Below are 24658 nucleotides of genomic sequence, written 5' to 3'. Positions count from 1 at the left end.
AAAATCGGTCGCCAAAGCCGTTATTGTGCATCTCTCTATAACGGCCGCTGCACCGCCGACTTGAACCGTAAAGGCCCGCGATCTCTTGACCAGCCCTCTTCTTGAAGCCGTAGCGCTTGCCTGTGAACGCGACCTGCGCCTGCTGTTCGAACACCTCGAACTGCGGCTGACGGGCGGCGACATGGTGCAAATCAGCGGCCCCAATGGCAGTGGCAAGACCAGTTTACTGCGGCTGCTGGCCGGCTTGATGCAGCCGACGGCCGGCGAGGTCCGTCTCAACGGCAAGCCCCTCAACGAACAACGCAGCACGCTTGCGCGCAACCTCGTGTGGATTGGCCACGCCGCCGGTATCAAGGATGTGCTCAGCGCTGAAGAAAACCTCAGCTGGCTCAGTGCCCTGCATCACCCGGCCTCCCGCGACGCCATCTGGCAGGCCTTGGCGGCGGTCGGCCTCAAGGGTTTTGAAGACGTGCCTTGCCACACCCTGTCTGCCGGCCAGCAGCGCCGCGTGGCCCTGGCGCGTTTATATCTGCCTGGCCCGCCGCTGTGGATTCTCGATGAACCCTTCACCGCCCTCGACAAACAAGGCGTCGCCCAACTCGAAGAGCACCTGGCCCGGCACTGTGAGCAGGGCGGTTTGGTCGTGCTGACCACGCATCACACCCTGGCCCGCCTGCCGGCTGGTTATCGTGAGCTGGATTTGGCGCGGTGGTCGCTATGAGCGTGTTCGCCCTGTTGGTTGCGCGTGAAGCCCGGCTGCTGTGCCGTCGCCCAGCCGAACTGGCCAACCCGCTGGTGTTCTTCGCCATCGTGATTGCCTTGTTCCCGCTGGCGGTCGGCCCCGAGACTAAACTGTTGCAAACCTTGTCTCCGGGCCTGGTGTGGGTGGCTGCGCTTTTGTCCGTCCTGCTCTCGCTGGACGGGCTGTTTCGCAGTGATTTCGAAGACGGTTCCCTGGAACAGTGGGTCCTTTCGTCGCACCCCCTGCCACTTCTGGTACTGGCCAAGGTGCTGGCACACTGGGTTTTTTCCGGCCTGGCGCTGGTCTTGCTCTCCCCGTTGCTGGCGATGATGCTCGGGCTGCCCGTGGAGTGCCTGCCGGTATTGCTTCTATCCTTGTTGCTCGGTACGCCGGTGCTCAGCCTGTTGGGGGCGGTGGGCGCAGCGTTGACTGTCGGTTTGAAGCGGGGTGGCCTGTTGCTGGCCCTGTTGATTCTGCCTTTGTATATCCCGGTGTTGATCCTGGGCAGCGGCGCTCTGCAAGCCGCGCTCATGGGGATGCCGGCGACCGGTTACCTTCTGTGGCTGGGGAGCCTGACCGCCCTGGCGGTAACCCTGACACCCTTTGCTATAGCCGCCGGCCTGAAGATCAGCGTCGGCGAATAATGAGGTCTGGTTGAGCGCGTCATACCCTTGACCAGTAAAGACCCTGAGCGTCCCGCTACGACGGGAAGCCACCGTGATGGAAACAGCAATGAACTGGACCTGGTTTCACAAGCTCGGCTCGCCCAAATGGTTTTATGGCATCAGCGGCAAGCTGCTGCCGTGGTTGAGCATCGCCGCCCTCTTGCTGATCGGCGTCGGCCTGGTCTGGGGCCTGGCTTTCGCGCCGCCGGACTACCAGCAAGGCAACAGCTTTCGCATCATCTATATCCATGTACCCGCTGCGATGCTGGCCCAGTCCTGCTACGTGATGCTGGCGGTGTGCGGCATCGTCGGCCTGGTGTGGAAGATGAAACTGGCGGACGTCGCCCTGCAATGTGCTGCGCCCATCGGCGCATGGATGACCGCCGTGGCGCTGGTCACGGGCGCGATCTGGGGCAAACCGACCTGGGGCTCGTGGTGGGTGTGGGATGCGCGACTAACGTCCATGTTGATCCTGCTGTTCCTGTACTTCGGTCTGATTGCGCTGGGCAATGCGATCAGCAATCGTGACAGCGCCGCCAAGGCCTGTGCGGTGCTGGCGATTGTCGGTGTGATCAACATCCCCATCATCAAGTACTCGGTCGAGTGGTGGAACACCCTGCACCAGGGCGCCACGTTCACCCTCACCGAAAAGCCGGCGATGCCCGTGGAAATGTGGGCGCCGTTGCTGCTGATGGTGCTGGGGTTTTACTGTTTCTTCGGTGCCGTGCTCTTGATGCGCATGCGCCTTGAAGTGCTCAAGCGTGAGGCCCGCGCCAGTTGGGTCAAGGCCGAAGTGCAAGCCTGCCTGGGAGCGCGTGGATGAGCTTTGCTTCTTTCAGTGATTTTCTCGCCATGGGCCACCATGGCCTGTATGTCTGGACGGCCTACGGCATCTGCCTGGCGGTGCTGGCCCTCAACGTTGCCGCGCCAGTCCTGGCCCGCAAGCGTTACCTGCAACAAGAGGCGCGTCGTCTGCGCCGGGAGACCGATAAGTGAATCCGCTGCGTAGAAAACGTCTGTTGATCATCCTTGCCATCCTGGCCGGCGTCGGCATCGCCGTGGCCCTGGCCTTGAGCGCCCTGCAGCAGAACATCAACCTGTTCTACACCCCGACCCAGATCGCCAATGGCGAAGCGCCGCAGGACACGCGTATCCGCGCCGGCGGCATGGTGGAAAAAGGCTCGCTGAAACGCTCTGCCGACTCCCTCGACGTGACCTTCGTGGTCACCGACTTCAACAAGGCCGTGACCATTACCTACCGCGGCATCCTTCCGGACCTGTTCCGCGAAGGCCAGGGCATTGTCGCCCTGGGCAAACTCAACGCCGACGGCGTGGTGGTGGCCGATGAAGTGCTGGCCAAGCACGATGAGAAATACATGCCGCCGGAAGTGACCAAGGCCTTGAAAGACAGCGGCCAATCCGCCCCAAGCGCTAATTCACAGCCTGCCAAGGAGGGATAAATAATGACGTCCGCACTGTTTATTCCGGAGCTGGGCCAGTTGTCGATGATCCTCGCCCTGTGCTTTGCCATCGTGCAGGCCGTGGTGCCGTTGCTCGGTGCCTGGCGCGGCGACCGCCTGTGGATGAGCCTGGCGCAGCCGGCCGCCTGGGGCCAGTTTGCCTTCCTGGTGTTTGCGTTTGGCTGCCTGACCTACGCCTTTATGACCGACGATTTTTCCGTCGCCTATGTGGCCAATAACTCCAACAGCGCTCTGCCCTGGTACTACAAGTTCAGTGCCGTATGGGGCGCCCACGAAGGTTCGCTGCTGCTGTGGGCATTGATCCTCGGCGGCTGGACGTTCGCCGTGTCGGTGTTCTCGCGCCAACTGCCGCAAGTGATGCTGGCCCGCGTGCTGGCGGTGATGGGCATGATCAGCGTGGGTTTCCTGCTGTTCCTGATCATGACTTCCAACCCATTCAGCCGCATCCTGCCGCAGATCCCGGTGGACGGTCGCGACCTCAACCCACTGCTGCAGGACATCGGCCTGATCGTGCACCCGCCGATGCTTTATATGGGTTATGTCGGCTTCTCGGTGGCGTTCGCGTTTGCCATCGCCGCCTTGCTCGGCGGGCGCCTCGATGCCGCCTGGGCGCGCTGGTCGCGGCCATGGACCATTGTGGCGTGGGCCTTCCTCGGGATCGGCATCACCCTCGGTTCATGGTGGGCCTACTACGAACTCGGCTGGGGCGGCTGGTGGTTCTGGGACCCGGTGGAAAACGCCTCCTTCATGCCCTGGCTGGTGGGCACTGCGCTGATTCACTCCCTGGCCGTCACTGAAAAACGCGGCGTGTTCAAAAGCTGGACCGTGCTGCTGGCGATCGCCGCATTTTCCCTCAGCCTGCTCGGTACTTTCCTCGTGCGTTCGGGCGTGCTGACTTCGGTGCATGCGTTTGCGTCCGACCCAGCGCGCGGCGTATTCATCCTGATCTTCCTGCTGTTCGTGGTCGGTGGTTCACTCACGCTGTTCGCCCTGCGCGCGCCAGTGGTCAAGAGCCAGGTGGGTTTCAACCTGTGGTCGCGCGAAACCCTGCTGCTGGGCAATAACCTGGTGTTGGTGGTGGCCGCCTCGATGATCCTGCTCGGCACGCTGTACCCGTTGGTGCTGGATGCCTTGAGCGGCGCCAAGCTGTCCGTCGGCCCGCCGTATTTCAATGCGTTGTTTATCCCGCTGATGGGCCTGCTGATGGTGGTGATGGCGGTTGGCGTGCTGGTGCGCTGGAAGGACACGCCCGTCAAATGGCTGGCCGGCATGCTGATGCCGGTGCTGCTGGGCAGTGTGGCCCTGGCGGTGATCGCCGGTATCGCCTATGGCGACTTCAACTGGGCGGTGCTCGCCACCTTCCTGCTGGCGGCCTGGGTGTTGCTGGCGGGTGTGCGGGATATCTTCGACAAGACCCGCCACAAAGGTTTGATCAAAGGCTTGCCGACGCTGACCCGCAGCTACTGGGGCATGCAGATCGCCCACATCGGCATCGCCGTGTGCGCCCTGGGCGTGGTGTTGTCCAGCCAGAACAGCGCCGAGCGCGACCTGCGCCTGGCGCCGGGCGAGGCCATGGACCTGGCCGGTTACCACTTTATTTTCGAGGGCGCCAAGCACTTCGAAGGCCCGAACTTCACCTCGGATAAAGGCACCGTGCGCGTCGTGCGCAACGGCCGCGAAGTGGCTGTGCTGCACCCGGAAAAACGTTTGTATACCGTGCAGTCATCGATGATGACTGAAGCGGGTATCGACGCTGGTTTCACCCGCGACCTCTATGTGGCGCTGGGTGAACCCCTGGGTGAGGGTGCCTGGGCGGTGCGCGTGCATGTGAAGCCGTTTGTGCGCTGGATCTGGTTTGGCGGTTTGCTCACCGGATTCGGTGGTTTGCTTGCCGCGCTGGACCGGCGCTATCGGGTCAAGGTCAAGAGCCGGGTGCGCGAAGCCCTCGGCCTGCAGGGAGCGGCGGTATGAAGCGTTGGTTGATGGTGTTGCCGCTGGCGGCATTTCTGGTGGTGGCGGTGTTCCTGTATCGCGGCTTGTACCTGGACCCGGCCGAGCTGCCCTCGGCGATGATCGGCAAGCCGTTCCCGGCGTTCAGCTTGCCGACGGTGCAGGGCGACAAGACCCTGACCCAGGCCGACCTGCTGGGCAAGCCGGCGCTGGTCAACGTGTGGGGTACCTGGTGCATCTCCTGCCGCGTTGAACACCCGGTGCTGAACAAGCTGGCCGAGAAGGGCGTGGTGATCTACGGCATCAATTACAAGGACGACAATGCGGCGGCCTTGAAGTGGCTGGCGGAGTTCCACAACCCGTACCAGCTGGATATTCGCGACGAAGACGGCAACCTCGGCCTCAACCTCGGCGTGTATGGCGCCCCGGAAACCTTCTTCATCGATGCCAAGGGCGTGATCCGCGACAAATACGTCGGCGTGATCGACGAAGTCGTGTGGCGTGAGCAACTGGCCGCCAAGTACCAGGCCCTGGTCGATGAGGCCAAGCCATGAAGCGCTGGTTGACCGCCGCTGTGCTGGCACTCGGGCTGGCAGGTGTGGCCCATGCCGCCATCGATACCTACGAGTTTGCCAATGATGCCGAGCGCGAGCGTTTCCGCGACCTGACCAAGGAACTGCGCTGCCCCAAGTGCCAGAACCAGGACATCGCCGATTCCAATGCACCGATCGCCGCCGACCTGCGTAAAGAAATTTTCCGCATGCTGGGGGAGGGCAAGGACAACCAGCAGATCGTCGACTTCATGGTCGATCGCTACGGTGATTTTGTGCGTTACAAACCGGCCCTCACCGGCAAGACCGCACTGCTCTGGTTCGGCCCCGCCGGGCTGTTGCTGGCCGGTGTGGTCGTCATGGCGGTGATTGTGCGCCGTCGCCGCGCCGCGCCGATTGATGGCAGCGACGCACTGTCGCCTGAAGAGCGTAAACGTCTCGACCAATTGCTGGACACCAAGACTGATGATTGATTTCTGGCTCGCAGCCGGCTTGCTGCTTCTGATTGCCCTGAGTTTCCTGTTGATCCCTGTGTTGCGCGGCCGCCGTGCCCAGCGTGAGGAGGATCGCACCGCGTTGAATGTGGCGTTGTACCAGGAGCGTGTTGCCGAACTGCAAGTGCAGCAGGCCGAAGGCGTGCTCAATGCCGCGCAACTCGATGCCGGCCGTGCGGAGGCGGCCCGTGAATTGCTGGCTGACACCGAAGGCGCGGAAAAAACCCGTGAGTCGCGCCTGGGCAAGCCACTGCCATTACTCGCCGCGCTTCTGGTCCCGGTGCTGGGCATCAGCCTCTACCTGCACTTCGGTGCCAGCGACAAGGTCGAATTGACCCGCGAATTCTCCCAGCCGCCGGTGTCCATGGAAGACATGACCCAGCGCCTGGAGCGCGCCGCGGCGGCCCAGCCGGACTCGGCCGAAGGCCTGTACTTCCTCGGTCGCGCCTACATGGCGCAGGATCGCTCCGCCGATGCCGCGAAAGTCTTCGAGCGCACCGTGGCCCTGGCCGGTCGCCAGCCCGAACTGCTCGGCCAGTGGGCGCAGGCGCAGTACTTTGCCGACAACAAACAGTGGTCGCCCAAGGTTCAAGCCCTGACCGACGAAGCGTTGAAGCAAGATCCCAAGGAGGTCACCAGCCTGGGCCTGTTGGGTATCGCAGCCTTTGAAGGCCAGCGTTATCAGGAGGCTATCGACTACTGGAGCCGCCTGCTGGCGCAACTACCGGCGCAAGACAACTCTCGCGCCGCGCTGCAAGGCGGGATTGACCGTGCTGCCGAAAAGCTGAAAGAAAGCGGTAGCGCCGTCGCACCCAAGGCGGTGATGAGAGTGCGTGTGGATGTGTCGCCCGAGGTGAAGGCCAAGTCCCTGCCTACCGACAGCGTGTTCATCTTCGCCCGCGCCGTCTCCGGCCCGCCGGCGCCCTTGGCGGCCAAACGCGTTACCGTGGCTGAGCTGCCGATTACCGTCGAACTGGGCGACGCCGATGCGATGATGCCGCAGTTGAAACTGTCGAACTTCCCCGAAGTCCAACTGGTTGCGCGCATATCCCGGGCGGGTGTTGCCACCGCCGGTGAGTGGATCGGCCGCAGCCAACCCTTGGCCAGCAGCACCACTGCGCTGCAGCAACTGACCATCGACAGTCCGAACCCGTAATTCGAGGAAACGCCATGACCGCATTTGCACGCATCACCTTGCTCAGCCTGGTACTCGGCCTGAGCGCCTGTGCGGTCCACCGGCCCCCTCCAGCGCCCACCGGCCCGACCATCCCACCGTCAGGCCCATCGACCCAACCGAGCACCAAGCCGTCCGGCCCAGTCACTCCGGCCCCCAAACCACAGCCCAGCAAATCGCCGACGTTCGCCCCGCCACCGGGCGCCGCCAGCCACTGGGACGGCAAGATGCAGGTCTACGTGCTCGACGACCAGCCCGACACCTTCTATCGCCAGCGCACCTACTACCGCTGGAGCAACGGTTGGAGTCGTTCGATCAGCCCGAACGGCCCCTGGGAAGAAACCGACGTGCACGGCGTGCCGCCAGGCTTGAGCAAGCAGTACGCGCAATGACAAAAGGCGACCTTCGGGTCGCCTTTTTCATGGGTTTGAAATCCACTTTGCCTGTCACCGCAGGGCAACTCTGGTAGAGGCAGGCCCTAAGTCACCGTCTGTAGGAGCGAGCTTGCTCGCGAAAAACGTCAACGATAACGCGGGGTGCCTGAATAAACGCGGCGCCTGTGAGTTTTTCGCGAGCAAGCTCGCTCCTACAAAATGTCTTAACTGCATGGCGTTAGGGCAAGCCTCTTCCCACAGGAGACCACTGGGCTAGCGTGCCACGGGGCACTCCCGGCTCAGTGCGTCATCCACCAGCAACTGCGCAATCTCAATCATCTGTACCACCGCCAATACCTGCTTGCGGTTTGATCCATCCAGATGCTCGGCACAGTCGTACGCACACGCCGTAGCCGATTCCAGCATCTCGCTGGCATTGCTCAAGGCCGCTTCGGTACTCAGGCCGGGGCGAACGGTGAAGATGATGTCGGGTGGGGGTTGTTTGGCGTCATCCGAGTCGGATGGCGGGGGATTGGGTGTGACTTTTTTCATACGATAGCTCCTGGAGTTAAGGGAGCCGCCACAATCACTTCCACATGATGGGTGGCGACTGTACGCAGGTGTGGAAGACCGGACTCCAGGACCCCGGCGCACTCGAAAGTGCCCCGCGCACAGCCGCCATAACACTTTATAGCGGGCGTGAAAAAAACGCCCGCTAGAGGCTATGGGCGCTTATACGCCTGGAGAGTTCGGGCTTCCACACCCGTTCGCTGATTTTGCAGCGACCGGCGAAGGTTAGCGGCGAGGTTCATCGGACGCAACCCGAAATCTGTGTAGGGCGGATCTTCACATCCCTCTGCCTGGCGTTGTGACAACGGGGGCTTGGTATCGGCTTATTCGCGCCCCGGAGGTCGGTATGGTCCTAGTGCGTGGCAAGCCGCACTCGGGTAATGTGGCCGCCGCCGGCCTGGCGGCCGGGGGATTGCTGGGTATACTTTCCAGCGACTACCAGGCCAATCTGGCGACAAGCGAAGAGGGTGTTTTGATGGCGGGCAGGTTGATCTATCTCATCGGGCCGTCGGGTTCGGGCAAGGACAGCTTGTTGGAGGCCGCACGCCCACGGTTGCTCGAACGCGGCTGCCGCATTGTGCGCCGCGTGATCACGCGTTCGGCGGAGGCGGTGGGCGAGGCGGCGCAGGGCGTGAGCCCGCAGCAGTTTGCCGCGATGCAGGACGAGGGGGCGTTTGCCCTGAGTTGGCAGGCCAATGGGTTGTCTTATGGTATCCCGAGGGAAATCGACGTCTGGCTGGCGGCGGGGGAGGATGTGCTGGTCAATGGCTCCCGAGCGCATCTGGCGCAGACGCGTGAGCGCTATCCGACCTCGTTGGTGTTGCTGTTGACCGTGGATCAAGCGGTGTTGCGTGAGCGCCTGATTGCACGCGGGCGTGAGTCGCTGGCGGACATTGAAGAGCGCCTGGCGCGCAACGCGCGGTTCACCGCCGAGCTGATTGCCGGCAATGGCGCGGGATTATTCGTGCTGGATAACTCCGGCCCCCTTGAGCATACCGTCGAGCGCCTGTTGTGCTGCCTGGATCACGGGGACGCGGCATGTGCCTGACGTCCGCGTTCATTGCGTAATGTAGGCGTCAGACGTGTTGAAAGTGAGACAGGGGTAACGAGAGTGCTCCACTAGTTACCGGTGTGTTTGGGTGGGTTTCTTGATGTTTTCACCTCAATAGATTGCTCGCTTGTTGCGAAGTATTTTTTCTTTGTAAAACAGCTTGTTGACGGTTTGTAATAGAACAGTCAAGGCAGCTTGTTGTTCGGCGGTTTTCAGGCAGTGGTCTTGCAATAAAGTCTGGGTGGCTGGCGCTTTTTATCTATGGGACTTTTATCGGGCTGGCGACGGATTGGTCAGCATCGAAAATTCATTATGGATTGTGCTCAACGCCCAAGAGTATTCATGGCATGCAGATCCCTGTCAGACATCCTTTCCTGTCACACCCCGATTCTTTGCCGTCCGAACCACCGTGCTCGAATAAAATTGATGTTTTAAAGTGGGTCGGTACACAGCGCTCCTTTAATACGGATCAAGCGGCAAAACATATAACACGCGAAGGTTGCAAGTTTTATGATCGCAATGGTGATAATAAAATCGTTGTTGGTTTTAACCTGGTTGGAGGATTTACCGAGCCTCAGAAGGTGCGTATCAGGGAAGCCTTGCAATACTGGGCGGATGTTACAAACATCAACTTTGTTGAAAATGGCTCGAACACCGATGGCCATATCACGGTCAATGGCGTGGCGGGTTCTTGGTCTGGTCACGCGTATATGCCTAACCAGTCTCAATCTCGGGTCACCGCCAATATAGGCACCGGGGGTGGCGGGGGTAAGCCGGCGATAGGCAGCGCGTTCCTGGGTTTGGCGATCCATGAACTGGGACATACCCTGGGGCTCAGCCATCCGGGCGACTACGACGGCATGGGCCACAGCTACAGCAGTTCTGCGGCCTACAAACAGGACACCAAAGCGCGCAGCGTCATGAGTTACTGGGCGGAAACCAACCAACCCGGGCACAACTTCGCCAACCAAAGCCCCTGTGCGCCCATGATGGATGATATTGCGGCGGTTCAAAGGCTTTATGGAAAGAACACCAAGACCCGAGATACCGATACCACGTATGGCTTCAACTCCAACGCCGGTCGTGAGGTTTATAGCCTCAAGCGTGCAACTGAAAAGCCGGTCTTCACGGTCTGGGACGGCGCGGGCAACGATACGCTGGATTTTTCCGGGTTTGCCCATAACCAGAACATCAACCTCGATGCCGAGGCGTTCTCGGATGTGGGTGGGCTGCGGGGAAACGTCTCCATTGCCAAAGGGGTGGTTATCGAAAATGCCATCGGCGGATACGGTGACGATACGTTGAAAGGGAACGACGGCGACAATCGCCTCAAAGGCGGCAAGGGCAGCGATAAGCTGCGTGGGGGGGTTGGATCGGACACTTTCATTTATGAGCGCATCAGTGACTCTACCCCACAAAAGCCTGACACCCTTGAGGACTTCACTAGTGGTGTCGACCGGATCGACGTTTCCGGTGTGCTTCGAGCAGCAGGCCTCAAGGACCTGAACTTCTCCGAGCGGTTCAGCGGCCAGGCGGGCGACGCCATACTCAGTCATGATTCGAATACAGGCCGTTACCGCCTGGCTGTGGATACGACAGGGAGCGGCGAGGCTGATCTGCTGATCCTCAGTCGTGGCCAGATCAAGCAGACGGATGTGATCTGGAGCGCCCCTGGGCCGACGGTCGCACCAAATGTGGAACCCGCTCCTGAACCAGAACCAACCATTGAGCCTGAGCCTGAGCCGATTCCGGACTCGGCTCCGGCCCCGCTCACTTTCGGCTTGGCTGGGGTCGTCAAAAGAACGGTGAATAAACTCTCCACGACGGCCATCGGCTGGGTAAGCCGAATATTTTCATGGTTCAAATAATGCCAAGCCAGTTTGTACCCTGTGCGGGTGAGTACCTAGTGTTTAAAGACAGCGCGTTACAGGATTTGAGGTTATTTTAAAAGCGGTTGGCCTGTTGTCTTTAGTTTTAAAGGGGGGGTTGGAAGGTTTTTGTCAAAGTTTGCATTGGTGTTTTTGTATTGCTCTTCTTGTCAGCATGGGTGAGTGTTTTAGTCTGAAATAAATAAGCTGTTGTCGCGCTTTTTTTGTCGTGAGAATTTAGAGCTGCTTTGATCGGATGCTCATTTATTTCCTATGTGTATTTGATTCCGGCAATGGGTTTTAATTATTTGTATTCGAAATATTTTCTGGATGGAGAGTGTTGGCTTATGACGGTTCATGGCTCTAATATCAGTTTTCAAACGTATAGTTCATCGCGCTTTGCGGAGCAGTCTACTTTGAGTGGTCGGCCTGATGATACGATGATGTCCAGTACTTCTCGCCTGCACAACTACCACACCCGTAGTCATTTTTCGTCCACGGTAAATGTCCTGGCACCCAACGTACTCGACAGGGGATGGGCGGGCCCGGGGAACGCAAACCTATCGTCCGCCTCCGGCGGCAATCAGCAGATTATGGCGGGGTTTCCAGGGGGGAGCGAAGTGATGAGCCTGTTCGCCAGGGCCTATATGGAATTCCAGCAGGCTTTTACCCGATACGCGCCATGGGGGAGTGCGCATCCGCGCCCGGCATCTGAACCCAAGCCTGGTCCGAAGGCTGTCTTGGCGGCATGCCCAGCCCCTGTGCTGGAGCCAAGTCCGAAGCCTGAGCCGCGTCCGGCGCAACATTTTCCGGGCGATACCCGGTATGGGTTCAATTCGAATACCGGGAATACTCAAACTTCCCTGGTATCTACCTATGACAGACCATGGTTCAGCGTCAAGGATGCAGGGGGCAACGATACCTTGGATTTTTCCGGGTTCAAGCAGCATCAGGTTATCAATCTGGGGGCGGGTACTTACTCCAGTGTCGGTGGGATGGCTAACAATGTTTATATCAGCCGCGAGTCGAAGATTGAAAATGCTGTGGGGGGGGCAGGCAACGATCGGATAATCGGTAACTCATCTGATAATGTCCTGCTTGGGGGGGAGGGCGCAGACACATTGAGTGGCGGCGGCGGGAGTAATGTCTTCAAATATAATGCGGCAGCTGACTCCACTTACGAGAATGCCGACCTGCTCACGGATTTCAAGACAGGTTGGGACAAGATTGATTTGTGCGGCATGGCAAATGCGGCTGGCGTCAGGCTGAACCTGGTGCACAGCTTCACGGGGCGACCCGGTGACACAATCATTAAATACAATGCAAACAGCGGGCGCTATTTTATGGCGGTCGACATGTCGGGTAATCGCCACAGTGACTTCCTGATAAAGAGTACTCGGCCTTTCGGCCCGGAGGATGTCATCGGATTGTCCTGAACACATGAGCCGTGCGCTCGACTGATGTGCACGGAAACATTGCGTTGATCCCCTCGCTGTAACTATCAGCCTCATATTTATCTATTTACAGGCTTGAAACGCGCCCTGGCTTCGCGTTCAAGCCTGCTTTCTGATTCAGCATGGCAGCCTGAAGGCTCCGTGTCGGCGCTATCAACCCCTCCTGGCATGATCCTTCCCCCTACTTAGCTTTGCTGAGGCAAATGTGTGCACTTGGCCGTCTTGTCGACCTGGTTGACGCATTCGCCTGCATTTTACTTTTTTCGCTCCGAAGGTTTGATTTGTCAGGCAGGAATAATGCTGTAGGCATTAATTTACCGACGCGAGACAGAGAATAATCTATTTTTTTGAAATGTTGAGTTTTTCACTCAAGCCAGATTCTTAGATCCTTGTCTTGAATGGATAGTTATGTGGTCATAGTAAGAGAGGGGGTGTTTAACTTTGAGTTTTTGATGAGGTTGGTGTTATCTGATTGTGAGCAATGCGATGAAATTATTCTGATTTTTAGTGTGCTTTATAATTTGTTTTTTCTGCAAAGTCAGTGGCTTATGAGGGTTCTACGTGTGTGTCTGAGGTGGGTGTGGTTTCAGGGTTTTGCGTGGTTAAGGAAAAGTGTGATCAGGATTTAGAATGTGTCAGGGTGAATTAATTAGTGCCTGGAATGCCAAGCGGCTCTGTGCGAACTTAAGGGTGTGCCGACAACTAGTGCCGCTCTTGATGAGCGGGGATTCGGTATCTCGAGTTTGACAATTGTTTACCCCGAGTTTGATTGAAATGAGGACTATGGTTTATGAGAGTACCCGGACCGCCCGCTACTGCCGTTAGTGTAAATAAGGCGTCTAATCCCTGGAGCAGTATCAGCCCTGGGCAGCCTATCAAGACGTACACCTTGGGCAGTAAGAAGGCCGTATTAACAACAGAGCAGGCTGGGAAGAAAATTACCCGAGGTGGCTACCGGTTTCATGACCGCGATGGCGACAAGAAAATTGACTTGTCGTATCGGATCGCCAAGGGCTTCACTCCGCAGCAGGCGGATCAGGCCAGGCAAGCACTGCAATCTTGGCAGGATGTCGCCAATGTGACGTTTACTGAAAACGCGCAAAAAGCCGACGGCCATGTCGATATCAATGATATGGCTGGAACACCTTCTGGCGTGGCCTCGCTCCCCAATAAGTCAATGAATCGAACATTCGCAAATATTGGGACCCTGGGTGTGGGGGCAGACCCGAAGATCGGCAGTTTTTTCCGTGAGGTGCTCATCCACGAAATCGGCCATTCCATCGGGCTGGAACACCCAGGTGGTTATGATGGTTTTGGCGACTATGGGCTTCACGCGGAGTATGCGGGGGATACCCGGGCGCGCTCGGTGATGAGCTACTTCTCGGAAAAGAATCAGCCCGGGCACGATTTCAAGTCGCTGAACCCCTCTGCGCCGATGATGGATGACATTGCGGCTATTCAGAAACTCTACGGCGCGAACAACAAAACCCGTAATACCGATACCACATACGGGTTCAACTCCAATACGAACCGTGAAGCCCTTAGTTTGAAGGCGGACAGCGACAATCCTATTTTCTGTGTGTGGGACGGTGGTGGGAACGATACATTGGATTTTTCCGGGTTTTCACAGAATCAGAAGATCAACCTTAATGCTGAGTCGTTTTCAGACGTAGGAGCGTTAAAGGGCAATGTCTCCATCGCCAAGGGTGTCGTGGTGGAAAATGCCCTGGGCGGGAAGGGAAATGACACGCTGCTGGGCAATCAGGTGGCTAACCGCCTCAAAGGCGGTGGCGGCGCAGATCGTCTGCAAGGCGGTGGTGGGGGCGACACTTTTGTCTATGACCGGGCAAGTGACTCCACCCCGGACAACCCCGATGTCATTCTGGATTTTGAAAGTGGCGCAGATACGATTGATCTCTCTGCGGTCCTGAAAGCTACAGGTATCAAAGCGGTCAAGTTCGTCGATCATTTAACCGGTCAACCGGGTCAAGTCGTGCTCAGGTACGACGCGGGTAGTCGCGAGGGAAGCCTGGCATTGGACCTGACGGGCAACGGCAAGGCGGATCTGTTGATAAATAGCATTGGCCAGATGAAGGCGGGGGATGTCCAGGCGAATGGCGAAAATCCGGCACCCTCGCCCGTGCCGAAGGAGCCCAGGCCGGAGCCACGTCCTGTGCCGCAGGAGCCCAGGCCGGAGCCACGTCCTGTGCCGAAGGAACCCAGGCCGGAGCCATGCCCTGTGCCGAAGGAGCCCAGGCCGGAGCCATGCCCTGTGCCGAAGGAGCCCAAGCCAGCCCCACGTCCGGATGTCTGCGAGCCGAAGACAGACCCGCGTCCACGACCTCCAGCGGATCTTTGCGGGCCGCAGGTGGGTCCTGGGGGCCTGAATGATGCACATAGATTCCATGCCAAATCTGTGGAGCATCGATCGACACTGATGTCGGCCTTTGATAGCGCTGCATTTACGGCGCGGGCATGGCAAGTCGATCCATTAAATAATAAAAGTGCGTGAAATATATTTAAGTAAGTTGTGTTGCTTGAATAGTTGATCCTCTCACTGATCGCTTGATCAGTCTAAATACAGTTTGATGAAAATGGTCTTTTGTCAGCGCTCAGAAAATTAAGGTGGTGCATTAATCGCCTTGGTGTGTGAGCTATGGCTCGAAACTAACTATTTAAGAATTCGTAAGTTCTACTGTTGCGAAGTGTTGGGCCGTTGTTTTTTTAACTTAAAGAGAAAAGTAATTATGATTAATATGAATGCACCCGTTGTAAATTTCCATGCATCCACCAATGTGGCTCCTCAGCTGCTACCCATTGTACGTAACCCATACGAGCACTCGGTTATTGAAAAACAGACCTCTACGGGGTCTCCGTTGCTTAGTTTGTCTATGTCGGTGACAAATGGGCTTTCCAGTCTTCAACGCCTTTATGGATCAAACCCGAATGTCGGTGTGCCCTCCAAGTTATTGCAGCCTGGAGAAACAGCCTTGAGCAACTTATCTTTCTCGGCCATCATCGGTTTCAGCGGTAACGTAACGACTGCCAGCTGTGAGCCTATGCCTCAGGGAGATGAACCTTGGCCAACTCCAGAACCCAAGCCTCAGGGTGAAACGAAACCTGCTGATGCGAAGCCTAAAGGTGAACCCAAGCCCGTCGGTGATGCGAAGCCTAAAGGTGAACCCAAGCCCGTCGGTGATGCGAAGCCTAAAGGTGAACCCGAGCCCGTCGGTGATGCGAAGCCTAAAGGTGAACCCGAGCCCGTCGGTGATGCGAAGCCTAAAGGTGAACCCAAGCCCGTCGGTGATGTGAAGCCTAAAGATGAAACCAAACCTGCCGGTGACGCGAAGCCTAAAGATGAAACCAAACCTGCCGGTGACGCGAAGCCTAAAGGCGAAACCAAACCCGCTGGTGATGTGAAGCCTAAAGGCGAAACCAAACCTGCCGGTGACGCGAAGCCTAAAGATGAAACCAAACCTGCCGGTGATGTGAAGCCTAAAGGCGAAACCAAACCCGCTGGTGATGCGAAGCCTAAAGGCGAAACCAAACCCACCGATGACGCGAAACCTGGAGTTAAAACCCTGTCGGATGACACCATCTACGGTTTCAACTCCAACACGGGTAAACCGGAAATGACCCTCACGTCCGCCTCCGACAAACCAGACTTCACCGTCTGGGACGACCGAGGAGTGGATACATTTGATTTTTCCGGTTTCGAGCAGGATCAGTCGATCGACTTGCGGGGCGGTTCACGGTCCAACGTGGGGGGATTGAGGGAAAACGTCAGGATCGCTGAGAACACGGTGATCGAAAATGCCATTGGGGGCCGTGGTAACGACCGGATCGTGGGGAATGGTGCGGACAACGTGCTGACCGGGGGCGCGGGAGCGGACACCTTGGTCGGCGGGGGCGGGTGGAACACCTTCAAGTTCAATGCCTTCGCGGACTCGACACGCACCCAAGCCGATTTATTGCTGGACTTCAACACCGGCCAGGACAAGATCGATCTGTCGCAGATGGCCATCGACGGCAAGGTTGCCTTTAACTTCGTGAATGCCTACACCGGTCAAGCGGGTGACACCCTCATCAAGTTCAATCCGCAATCGGGGCGCTACCTGCTGGCAATAGACCTGGATGGTGACGGCAAGACGGACTTCCTGATCAAAAGCACACGAATGATCAGCCCGGAAGATGTCATTGGGCTGAATATCAAGGAGGATGGCTATCTCTAAGGGGCATGCGGCGTATTTTCAATGATCGCCGTGGCATTCGTTAAAGCTGGGCAGGACTGATCGGTGATTGATCAAGTCCTGCCCTTTTGTGCATTTGAAACAATATTCCGACGGATAGAAGATCGATCAGGCGGTGGCCACCGAGACGCCACGTGCCGCACTCAGGAACCGCAACAACGCCACCAGCGGGAAGGCACTGCCTACCAGCATCACCCCCAACCAACCGCCCTGTTCATACACACTGCTGGCAATCGCCGAGCCGAAGGCGCCGCCGATGAAGATGCTGGTCATGTACAGCGCGTTGAGGCGGCTGCGGCTTTTGGCGTCGAGGGCGTAGATGGCGCGTTGGCCGAGCACCATGTTCATCTGCACGCAGAAGTCCAGGACCACGCCGGTGACGGCCAGGCCGATGACGCTGTACAGCGGGTGTACGAAGGCCGGCAGGAAGCTCAGCGCCGCGAACAACATCGCCAGCAACGAGGCGCGGTGGGTGTGGCCGGCATCGGCCAGGCGACCGGCGATGGGCGCGGCAACAGCGCCCAGGGCGCCCACCAGGGCAAACAGCGCGATTTCGCTTTGGCTCAGGCCGTGGTTGCGCGCCAGTTCCAATGGGGCGGCGGTCCAGAACAGGCTGAAGGTGGCGAACAGGCAGGCCTGATAGAACGCGCGCTGGCGCAGCAGCGGTTGCTCACGCACCAGGGTGCCGAGGGAGCGCAACAACTGAGCATAACTGGCACTGTGGTCGGGTTGGCGCTTGGGGATGGTCAGCAGCAGCACCGCACTGATAAACGCCATCAGCGCGGCGGCGGCCATGAACATCGCACGCCAGCCGAAATGGTCGGCCACCACACTGGACACCGGGCGTGACAGCAGGATACCGAGCAACAGGCCACCCATGATGCTGCCGACCACACGTCCACGGGACTCGGCGGGCGCCAGGTGCGCGGCCAGCGGGATCAGGATCTGCACCGAAACCGAACTGAAACCGATCAGCAACGACACCAGCAGGAACAGGTTCGGCTGTTCGGTAAACGCTGCGCCCAGCAGGCTGGCGATGGCCACGACGGTCGTGGTGATCATCAGCTTGCGGTTTTCCAGCAGATCGCCCAGCGGTACGAGGAAGAACAGGCCGAGGGCGTAGCCGATCTGCGTCAGGGACACGATCAGGCTGGCCATCGCCGGGGTCAGGCCGATATCCGGTGCAATCAGCTCGATGATCGGTTGTGCGTAGTAGATGTTGGCAACGATGGCGCCGCAGCAAAATGCGAACAGCATCACCATGCTCCGGGTCATCGTGCTCGCAGTGTGGGAAGTAGCGTTCATGGTGTTCTCATAAAAGCGTAGGAAAGTGGCGCAAGCCTAAAGGCAACACCGCCGCCGGGGTAGGCCGCTGGCAGTGATATCACTCATGCGCGGCATTGATGACTGAATCGTTAATTTTCTGCGCCGAGGGTGATGATACATTCAGGCACAAAGGCTGAAACAGGAAACGCTTGCGATGAAGATCACGTTGAACAAGATGCTCATGGCTTCGACCCTCGCCGCCGCCATGGCCGTGGGCTTGGCCCACGCTGCCGAGGCTCCGCGTGTCGGGGTTCGCGGCGAGATTACGGCGGTCGACGGTGACGCGCTGCAGGTCAAGGCCAACAGCGGTGAAGAGGTCACCGTCAACCTCACCCAAGCCACCCAGGTGCGCGCCGTCACGCTGGCCAGGATCGATGAAATCAAGCCCGGCAGCTATATCGGCTCGGCCGCAATGCCGAATGCCGACGGCACCCTCACGGCGCTCGAAGTGCATGTGTTCCCACCGGCCATGGCCGGCACCGGCGACGGGCACCGTGCATTTGACTTGAAGGAAGGCAGCAGCATGACCAACGGCACCGTCGGTGATCTGGTGGTCAGCAACGGTCGCACCCTGACCGTCAAATACAAGGGGGGCGAGCAGAAGATCGTAGTGCCGGAGGGTGTGCCCATCGTCAACCTGGAGCCGGGGGATCGCAGTCTGCTCAAGGCCGGGGTGAAGGTGGTGCTGTTTGCGGCGAAAGGGCCGGATGGAACGATCACCGCTCAAGCCATCTCAGCCGGCAAGGACGGCGTAACGCCGCCCATGTAACAGCCAATCACATGAACCCCAAGTGGGAGGGGGCTTGCTCCCGATAGCGGTGTATCAGTCAACTCATTCATTGACTGACACTCTGCTATCGGGAGCAAGTCGAATCGTCGCACCGCCCCTCCCACACTTTTACCAGGTTTATCTGAGAGGGTTATTGGCCAGAGTAGATCTGGTCAAACACGCCACCATCATTGAAGTGGGTCTTCTGCACCGTGCGCCAGTCACCAAAGGTCTTTTCCACCGACAGGAAGTCGACCTTCGGGAAACGGTCGGTGTACTTGGCCAGCACCTGCGGATCACGCGGGCGCAGGTAGTTGTTGGCGGCGATTTCCTGGCCTTGCGGCGACCATAGGTATTTCAGGTAGTCCTCGGCGGCCGCGCGGGTGCCTTTCTTTTCGACCACCTTGTCGACCACCGACACGGGTGGTTCGGCTTCGGCGGAGACGCTCGGGTAGATCACTTCGAATTGATCACGCCCGAATTCACGGGCGATCATTTCCGCTTCGTTCTCAAAGGTCACCAGCACGTCGCCGATCTGGTTGGTCATGAACGTGGTGGTGGCGGCGCGGCCACCGGTATCCAGTACCGGCGCTTGTTTGAACAGCTTGCCGACAAACGCCTTGGCCTTGTTTTCGTCGCCGCCGTTCTTGAGCACATACCCCCAGGCCGACAGGTAGGTATAGCGCCCGTTACCCGAGGTTTTCGGGTTGGGCACGATCACCTGCACGCCATCCTTGAGCAGGTCCGGCCAGTCTTTCAGGGCCTTGGGGTTGCCTTTGCGCACGATAAACACCGTGGCCGAGGTAAACGGTGCGCTGTTGTTCGGCAGGCGGGTGACCCAGTTGTCGGGCACCAGTTGGCCGTTGTCGACCAGGGCATTGATGTCGGTGGCCATGTTCATGGTGATCACGTCAGCCGGCAGGCCGTCGATGACCGAGCGCGCCTGTTTGCTCGACCCACCGAAGGACATCTGCAAGGTGAGCTTGTCGTTCGGGTGCTCGGCTTCCCAGTGCTTCTGGAAGGCCGCGTTGTAGTCCTTGTAGAAATCACGCATCACGTCGTAGGAGACGTTGAGCAGGGTGACCGGTGCGGCTTGGACGGCACCGGCCAGGGCCAGGCCGGCGGCCAGTAGAGACGCGCTGAGGATTTTTTTCACTGCTCATTCCTTGTTGTTCGGGAGAAGAGGGGGCGGCAATTTGCCAGCGACTATAGCCGGGGGCGCATAGTCGCTTAAAGATTAAAACGAACTTTGCTTATTCCACTTTCTTAAACAGTGCATTACCGCATCGGGAGCAAAATGCGGCGTTGGCTTCGTGGCTGTTTTTCTTGCACACCGGGCAGTCAGTGTGCAGTTGCTCGCCACGCATGGCGTTGGCCAGTTCCGCGGTGAAGATCCCGGTCGGCACGGCGATGATCGAGTAACCGGTGATCATCACCAGCGACGAAATCACCTGGCCCAACGGGGTCTTGGGCACGATATCGCCAAAGCCGACGGTGGTCAGGGTCACGATCGCCCAGTAAATGCCCTTGGGAATACTGGTAAACCCGTGCTCCGGGCCTTCGATCACATACATCAGGGTGCCGAACACCGTGACCAGGGTGCACACGCTGACCAGGAACACCACGATTTTCTGCTTGCTACCCCGCAGCGCCGACATCAGGTAGTTGGCCTGCTTGAGGTAGGGGCCCAGCTTGAGCACCCGGAAGATACGCAGCATGCGGATAATGCGGATGATCAGCAGGTATTGGGCGTCGCTGTAGTACAGCGCCAGGATGCCCGGCACGATGGCCAGCAAGTCGACTAGCCCGTAGAAGCTGAAGGCATAGCGCAACGGCTTGGGCGAGCAATACAGGCGCAGCCCGTACTCGATGGCGAAGATGATGGTGAAGCCCCATTCGATGTAGGCCAGCAGGTCGGCATAGTTATCGTGCACCGCCTGGATACTGTCGAGGATCACGATCACCAGGCTGGCAAGGATGATCAAGAGCAGGGTGCTGTCGAAGCGTCGCCCGGCCGCGGTGTCGCTCTGAAACACCATTACATACAGCCGTTGACGCCAGTTGTTGCTGTCCATGGAAGTCGCCTGAATCGAATATCGCGCCAGCCTAGGAGGATTCGAAGGGGCTGTCCATGCGGGTTTTCTGCAGTACCCGGCAGCTGGCGCGCACCAGCCAGCACGCGAGGATAAACGGCGCGGTCAGCGCCGGCAGGTGCAGCGCGGCAAAACCCGGTGTGAGTGCAATCGCCAGCAGGATGCCGAGCAACGGCAGCCAGGGGCGCCGATGGGCCTGGCTCAGCGCCAGGGCCGCGAGTGCCGGGTTGTAGCTGTACAGGCCGAGCAGGGCGCCGGTGGGGTCATCCAGCAGCCAGCCGACCCAAACGCCGCTACCGGCGCCGATCACCGCCCATAACGCGGCGCTGCGGTTGGCCAGCAGCAGGCCCAGGGCAATCAACGCGCCGGTCAGCGGTTGATCGAGCAACAGGACTTGCGCGAGCCCCGTAAAGGGGGCGGTGAGCAAGGCCACTGCATCGGGTTCGCTCAGGGCAGTGGGGCTATCAGGCACCGTGCCCAGCAGCAACCAGCCAAGGCCGACAAACGGCGCGGTGTAGGCGGGCAAGGCTTGCGCATGGGTGGCATGTTGCAGCCATTGCCGTGTGAGGATCGCACTCAAGCCGCCGCACGCCAGGATCAGTGGCGGCAGTAACGCCGACCAGGCGCAGTGCTGGCTGATCAACAACCCCAGCAGCACGCCGTTATAGCTATAGAGGCCGGCCTGCCGCTCAGCCTTCGGATACCCTCGGCGCTGGGCGGTCAGCAATCCCGCCACACCGCCCAGCAGCGCCCCGCCGAACAGCGCCGGAGCGCCGATCAGGATGGCCAGCAGGCACAGCAGGCCGCACAGCGGGTGGCGTTGCAGGAAGATCTGGCTGAAACCGTTGAGCAGGGCTTCGGCCCAGTCGGGGCAGGTTGGGTTATGCATGGTGGTCAGTCAGTTGGATTGGGTTGCCCCCAATCGGGAGCAAGCCCCCTCCCACACTTGATGGTGTTCACAGCTTAAAATTTGTGAACGCATTCAGTTGTGGGAGGGGGCTTGCTCCCGATGAGGCCCTGACAGGCGCTAAATCAACGTCTCAATCCGCAAGGAATTGGTCGACCCCAACTGCCCGAACGGCACCCCCGCTGTAATGACCAACGTATCCCCACGCTGCGCCATTCCTTGGGCCTGGGCGATCTCCAATGCCGTGGAGCACACCTCATCCACCTGCCGCAGCCGGTCATTGACCACTGAATGCACGCCCCACGCCACGCTCAAGCGCCGCGCCGTGGACAGGTTCGGCGTGAGGTTGAGAATCGGCGCCACCGGGCGTTCCCGCGCCGCACGCAGGCTGGAGTTGCCCGACTCGCTGTAGTTCACCAGCACCGCCACCGGCAGGATGCTGCTGATGCGCCGGATGGCGCAGCTGATCGCGTCGGACACCGTGGCCTGCGCCTTGGGTCGGTTGACGTCCAGTTGCGTCTGGTAGTCCGGGCCGTTTTCCACCTGGCGGATGATCTTGCTCATCATCTGCACGGCCTCCAGCGGGTAATCGCCCGAGGCGGTTTCCGCCGACAGCATCACCGCATCCGCCCCTTCAGCCACCGCATTGGCTACGTCCGTGACTTCGGCGCGCGTCGGCGCAGGCGAGAAGCGCATGGATTCGAGCATCTGCGTGGCCACCACCACCGGTTTACCCAACTGGCGGCAGGTACGGATGATGTCTTTCTGAATGTGCGGCACGCTCTCGGCCGGCACTTCCACCCCCAGGTCGCCCCTGGCCACCATGATCGCGTCGCTCAATTCGGCGATTTCCGCCAGGCGCTGCACGGCCGACGGTTTTTCGATCTTGGCCATCAGGAACGCCTTGTCGCCGATCAGCTCGCGGGCTTCGCGGATGTCTTCCGGGCGTTGCACGAAGGACAGCGCCACCCAGTCCACGCCCAGCTCCAGGCCGAAGCTCAGGTCGCGGCGATCCTTGGCGGTCAGCGGGCTGAGTTCCAGCAAGGCTTGTGGGACATTCACGCCTTTGCGGTCGGACAACTCACCACCATTGAGCACGGTCGTGTCGATGGCGTCGGCATGCCGGGTGATGACTCGCAGGCGCAGCTTGCCGTCGTCCAGCAGCAGATCCATGCCCGGCTCCAGCGCTGCGATGATTTCCGGGTGAGGCAGGTTGACCCGGCATTGGTCACCCGGCGTCGGGTCCAGGTCCAGGCGCAGGGCCTGGCCGCGCACCAGTTGCACCTTGCCCTCGGCAAAACGTCCGACCCGCAACTTTGGCCCCTGCAGGTCCATGAGAATGCCCAGCGGGTAATTCAACTGGCGCTCCACTTGGCGAATCCACTGGTAGCGCTGGGCATGATCGGCGTGCTCACCGTGGCTGAAGTTGAGGCGGAAGATGTTCACTCCGGCTTCCACCAGTTCGCGGATATCGTCGATACCGTCGGTGGCCGGCCCCAGGGTGGCGAGGATTTTGACCTTCTTGTCAGGCGTCATGGTGGGCAGTCTCAAGGATCAGGATGGCGCGCAAGTCATTGACGTTGGTACGGGTCGGCTCGGTGACGAGCAGACCGTCGAGCGCGGCGAAATAGCCGTAGCCATTGTTGTTGTCCAGCTCGTCGCTGGCCGACAGGCCCAGGGCTTCGGCGCGGGCGTAGCTGGTGGGGGTCATGATCGCGCCGGCATTGTCTTCCGAGCCGTCGATGCCATCTGTGTCGCCGGCCAGGGCGTACACGCCGGGCAGGCCCTTGAGACTGTCGGTGAGGCTCAGCAGGAATTCGGCATTGCGCCCGCCACGGCCATTGCCGCGCACGGTGACGGTGGTTTCACCGCCGGACAGGATCACGCACGGCGCGGCCAACGGCTGGCCATGTTGCACGATCTGCCGGGCGATACCGGCGTGTACCTTGGCCACGTCCCGAGCTTCGCCTTCCAGGTCACCGAGGATCAGCGGGCTGAACCCCGCTTGGCGAACTTTGACCGCCACGGCTTCGAGGGATTGCTGGGGGCGTGCGATCAATTGGAAGTGGCTGCGCGCGAGCACCGGGTCGCCGGGTTTGACGGTTTCCGAGGCCGGGTCCTGCAACCAGCTGCGCACCGAGGCGGGGGCGTCGATGCCGTAGCGCTTGAGGATCGCCAGGGCCTGTTGCGACGTGCTGGGGTCACCCACCGTGGGGCCGGAGGCGATCACCGTGGCCTGGTCACCGGGCACATCGGAAATGGCATAGGTGTAGACCGTCGCGGGCCAGGCCGCTTTCGCCAATCGGCCGCCCTTGATGGCTGAGAGGTGCTTGCGTACGCAATTCATCTCGCCAATGGTGGCGCCGGATTTGAGCAGGGCTTTGTTGATGGCTTGTTTGTCGGCCAGGGTGATGCCTTCGGCGGGCAGGGCGAGCAAGGCAGAGCCGCCGCCGGAGAGCAGGAAGATCACCCGGTCGTCTTCGCCCAGGTCGCTGATCAGCCCCAGCACACGCTGTGCCACGGCCAGGCCCGCTGCATCGGGCACGGGGTGGGCGGCTTCGACCACTTCGATTTTCTTGCACGGCGCGCCGTGGCCGTAGCGGGTGACCACAAGGCCGGTGACTTCGCCCTGCCAGCAGTTCTCGACGACCAAGGCCATGGCCGCCGCGGCTTTGCCGGCGCCGATCACGATCACCCGGCCGCTGCGGTCGGCGGGCAGATAAGGTTCCAGGACTTGCCGGGGGTGGGCGGCGTCGATGGCTGTGGCAAACAGCTCGCGAAGCAGGTGTTGCGGATCGACCGACATAAGCGGGCTCCCGGGAATTTTTGTTATTAGAGGTGCAACCATTCCAAGCTTGAAATGCGATCAAACTGTGGGAGGGGGCTTGCTCCCGATAGCGGTGTGTCATTCACCGCTTTGCTGACTGATCCACCGCTAT

General features: G+C 59.7%; 23 protein-coding genes. 16 read left to right on the top strand and 7 right to left on the bottom strand.

Annotation, left to right across the window (positions count from 1 at the left end):
- Window positions 1-85: 85 nt before the first annotated feature.
- The 10 genes from ccmA to ACQRBV_RS00580 all read left to right on the top strand — a co-directional run bounded on the left by ccmA (window position 86) and on the right by ACQRBV_RS00580 (window position 7449).
- Window positions 86-721, top strand: coding sequence for a cytochrome c biogenesis heme-transporting ATPase CcmA (gene ccmA, locus ACQRBV_RS00625; RefSeq protein ID WP_411984550.1), 636 nt, complete (start codon window positions 86-88; stop codon window positions 719-721).
- Window positions 718-1386, top strand: a complete 669-nt coding sequence (gene ccmB / locus ACQRBV_RS00620) for a heme exporter protein CcmB (protein ID WP_014717701.1) — start codon at window positions 718-720, stop codon at window positions 1384-1386. Before ccmA ends, ccmB begins: the two co-directional genes overlap by 4 nt.
- A gap of 88 nt (window positions 1387-1474) precedes the next feature.
- Window positions 1475-2230 carry a heme ABC transporter permease gene (gene ccmC / locus ACQRBV_RS00615; RefSeq protein ID WP_060753295.1) on the top strand — a complete coding sequence of 252 codons (756 nt, stop codon included), beginning with the start codon at window positions 1475-1477 and terminating at the stop codon, window positions 2228-2230.
- Window positions 2227-2403 carry a heme exporter protein CcmD gene (ccmD, locus tag ACQRBV_RS00610; protein ID WP_060753296.1) on the top strand — a complete coding sequence of 59 codons (177 nt, stop codon included), beginning with the start codon at window positions 2227-2229 and terminating at the stop codon, window positions 2401-2403. The genes ccmC and ccmD overlap by 4 nt, the downstream gene beginning before the upstream one ends.
- Window positions 2400-2867 carry a cytochrome c maturation protein CcmE gene (gene ccmE / locus ACQRBV_RS00605; RefSeq protein ID WP_090365989.1) on the top strand — a complete coding sequence of 156 codons (468 nt, stop codon included), beginning with the start codon at window positions 2400-2402 and terminating at the stop codon, window positions 2865-2867. The genes ccmD and ccmE overlap by 4 nt, the downstream gene beginning before the upstream one ends.
- Window positions 2868-2870: 3 nt before the next feature.
- Entirely contained in the window at window positions 2871-4859 is a 1989-nt protein-coding gene (locus tag ACQRBV_RS00600; RefSeq protein WP_090365987.1) for a heme lyase CcmF/NrfE family subunit, read from the top strand.
- Window positions 4856-5392 carry a DsbE family thiol:disulfide interchange protein gene (locus ACQRBV_RS00595; protein ID WP_008434782.1) on the top strand — a complete coding sequence of 179 codons (537 nt, stop codon included), beginning with the start codon at window positions 4856-4858 and terminating at the stop codon, window positions 5390-5392. Before ACQRBV_RS00600 ends, ACQRBV_RS00595 begins: the two co-directional genes overlap by 4 nt.
- The gene (locus ACQRBV_RS00590; protein ID WP_244698041.1) at window positions 5389-5862 is read left to right on the top strand and encodes a cytochrome c-type biogenesis protein; all 474 of its coding nucleotides are present in this window, start codon (window positions 5389-5391) and stop codon (window positions 5860-5862) included. Before ACQRBV_RS00595 ends, ACQRBV_RS00590 begins: the two co-directional genes overlap by 4 nt.
- The gene (ccmI, locus tag ACQRBV_RS00585; protein ID WP_411984551.1) at window positions 5855-7039 is read left to right on the top strand and encodes a c-type cytochrome biogenesis protein CcmI; all 1185 of its coding nucleotides are present in this window, start codon (window positions 5855-5857) and stop codon (window positions 7037-7039) included. Before ACQRBV_RS00590 ends, ccmI begins: the two co-directional genes overlap by 8 nt.
- 14 nt (window positions 7040-7053) lie before the next feature.
- Window positions 7054-7449 (top strand): hypothetical protein, encoded by a 396-nt coding sequence (locus ACQRBV_RS00580; protein ID WP_060753302.1) that lies wholly within the window; start codon window positions 7054-7056, stop codon window positions 7447-7449.
- A 255-nt stretch (window positions 7450-7704) separates the two neighbouring features.
- Here ACQRBV_RS00580 and ACQRBV_RS00575 read toward each other — a convergent pair whose 3' ends face one another.
- The gene (locus ACQRBV_RS00575; RefSeq protein ID WP_104995918.1) at window positions 7705-7983 is read right to left on the bottom strand and encodes a DUF6124 family protein; all 279 of its coding nucleotides are present in this window, start codon (window positions 7981-7983) and stop codon (window positions 7705-7707) included.
- 493 nt (window positions 7984-8476) lie between these two features.
- Here ACQRBV_RS00575 and phnN point away from each other — a divergent pair, with 493 nt between their 5' ends.
- The 5 genes from phnN to ACQRBV_RS00550 all read left to right on the top strand — a co-directional run bounded on the left by phnN (window position 8477) and on the right by ACQRBV_RS00550 (window position 16606).
- Window positions 8477-9049 (top strand): phosphonate metabolism protein/1,5-bisphosphokinase (PRPP-forming) PhnN, encoded by a 573-nt coding sequence (gene phnN, locus ACQRBV_RS00570; protein ID WP_198761528.1) that lies wholly within the window; start codon window positions 8477-8479, stop codon window positions 9047-9049.
- 350 nt (window positions 9050-9399) lie between these two features.
- A complete protein-coding gene (locus ACQRBV_RS00565; protein WP_411984552.1) occupies window positions 9400-10920 on the top strand; it encodes a M10 family metallopeptidase C-terminal domain-containing protein in 1521 nt (506 codons plus the stop codon).
- Window positions 10921-11543: 623 nt separating this feature from the next.
- Window positions 11544-12356, top strand: a complete 813-nt coding sequence (locus ACQRBV_RS00560) for a M10 family metallopeptidase C-terminal domain-containing protein (protein ID WP_244383972.1) — start codon at window positions 11544-11546, stop codon at window positions 12354-12356.
- Between the two features lie 907 nt (window positions 12357-13263).
- A complete protein-coding gene (locus tag ACQRBV_RS00555; protein WP_411984553.1) occupies window positions 13264-14886 on the top strand; it encodes a M10 family metallopeptidase C-terminal domain-containing protein in 1623 nt (540 codons plus the stop codon).
- Window positions 14887-15121: 235 nt separating this feature from the next.
- Window positions 15122-16606, top strand: coding sequence for a M10 family metallopeptidase C-terminal domain-containing protein (locus tag ACQRBV_RS00550; protein ID WP_411984554.1), 1485 nt, complete (start codon window positions 15122-15124; stop codon window positions 16604-16606).
- A gap of 126 nt (window positions 16607-16732) precedes the next feature.
- Here the strand turns inward: ACQRBV_RS00550 and ACQRBV_RS00545 are convergent, their stop codons facing one another.
- On the bottom strand, window positions 16733-17929 hold the full coding sequence (locus tag ACQRBV_RS00545) for an MFS transporter (protein ID WP_411984555.1): 1197 nt from the start codon (window positions 17927-17929) through the stop codon (window positions 16733-16735).
- A 175-nt stretch (window positions 17930-18104) separates the two neighbouring features.
- On the opposite strand from ACQRBV_RS00545, the gene ACQRBV_RS00540 reads away from it, so the two are divergent.
- Complete coding sequence (locus tag ACQRBV_RS00540; RefSeq protein ID WP_060754539.1) at window positions 18105-18719, top strand: DUF5666 domain-containing protein; 615 nt, start codon at window positions 18105-18107, stop codon at window positions 18717-18719.
- A 151-nt stretch (window positions 18720-18870) separates the two neighbouring features.
- On the opposite strand, the gene ACQRBV_RS00535 is transcribed toward ACQRBV_RS00540, so the two are convergent.
- From ACQRBV_RS00535 to ACQRBV_RS00515, 5 genes are all read right to left on the bottom strand, one after another.
- Window positions 18871-19875 (bottom strand): sulfate ABC transporter substrate-binding protein, encoded by a 1005-nt coding sequence (locus ACQRBV_RS00535; protein ID WP_104995921.1) that lies wholly within the window; start codon window positions 19873-19875, stop codon window positions 18871-18873.
- A gap of 97 nt (window positions 19876-19972) precedes the next feature.
- A complete protein-coding gene (locus ACQRBV_RS00530) occupies window positions 19973-20794 on the bottom strand; it encodes an ion transporter (protein WP_060754537.1) in 822 nt (273 codons plus the stop codon).
- A 31-nt stretch (window positions 20795-20825) separates the two neighbouring features.
- The gene (locus ACQRBV_RS00525; protein ID WP_411984556.1) at window positions 20826-21701 is read right to left on the bottom strand and encodes an urea transporter; all 876 of its coding nucleotides are present in this window, start codon (window positions 21699-21701) and stop codon (window positions 20826-20828) included.
- Window positions 21702-21839: 138 nt separating this feature from the next.
- Window positions 21840-23255 carry a pyruvate kinase gene (gene pyk, locus ACQRBV_RS00520; RefSeq protein WP_104995923.1) on the bottom strand — a complete coding sequence of 472 codons (1416 nt, stop codon included), beginning with the start codon at window positions 23253-23255 and terminating at the stop codon, window positions 21840-21842.
- Window positions 23245-24525, bottom strand: coding sequence for a glycerate kinase type-2 family protein (locus tag ACQRBV_RS00515; protein ID WP_104995924.1), 1281 nt, complete (start codon window positions 24523-24525; stop codon window positions 23245-23247). The genes pyk and ACQRBV_RS00515 overlap by 11 nt, the downstream gene beginning before the upstream one ends.
- Window positions 24526-24658 lie beyond the last annotated feature (133 nt).

It is taken from the genome of Pseudomonas sp. R11F (genome assembly GCF_050312575.1).
GTDB lineage: Bacteria > Pseudomonadota > Gammaproteobacteria > Pseudomonadales > Pseudomonadaceae > Aquipseudomonas > Aquipseudomonas palleroniana.
The sequence above is the reverse complement of the archived record's forward strand: the minus strand, read 5'-3'. Positions and strand labels throughout refer to the sequence as shown.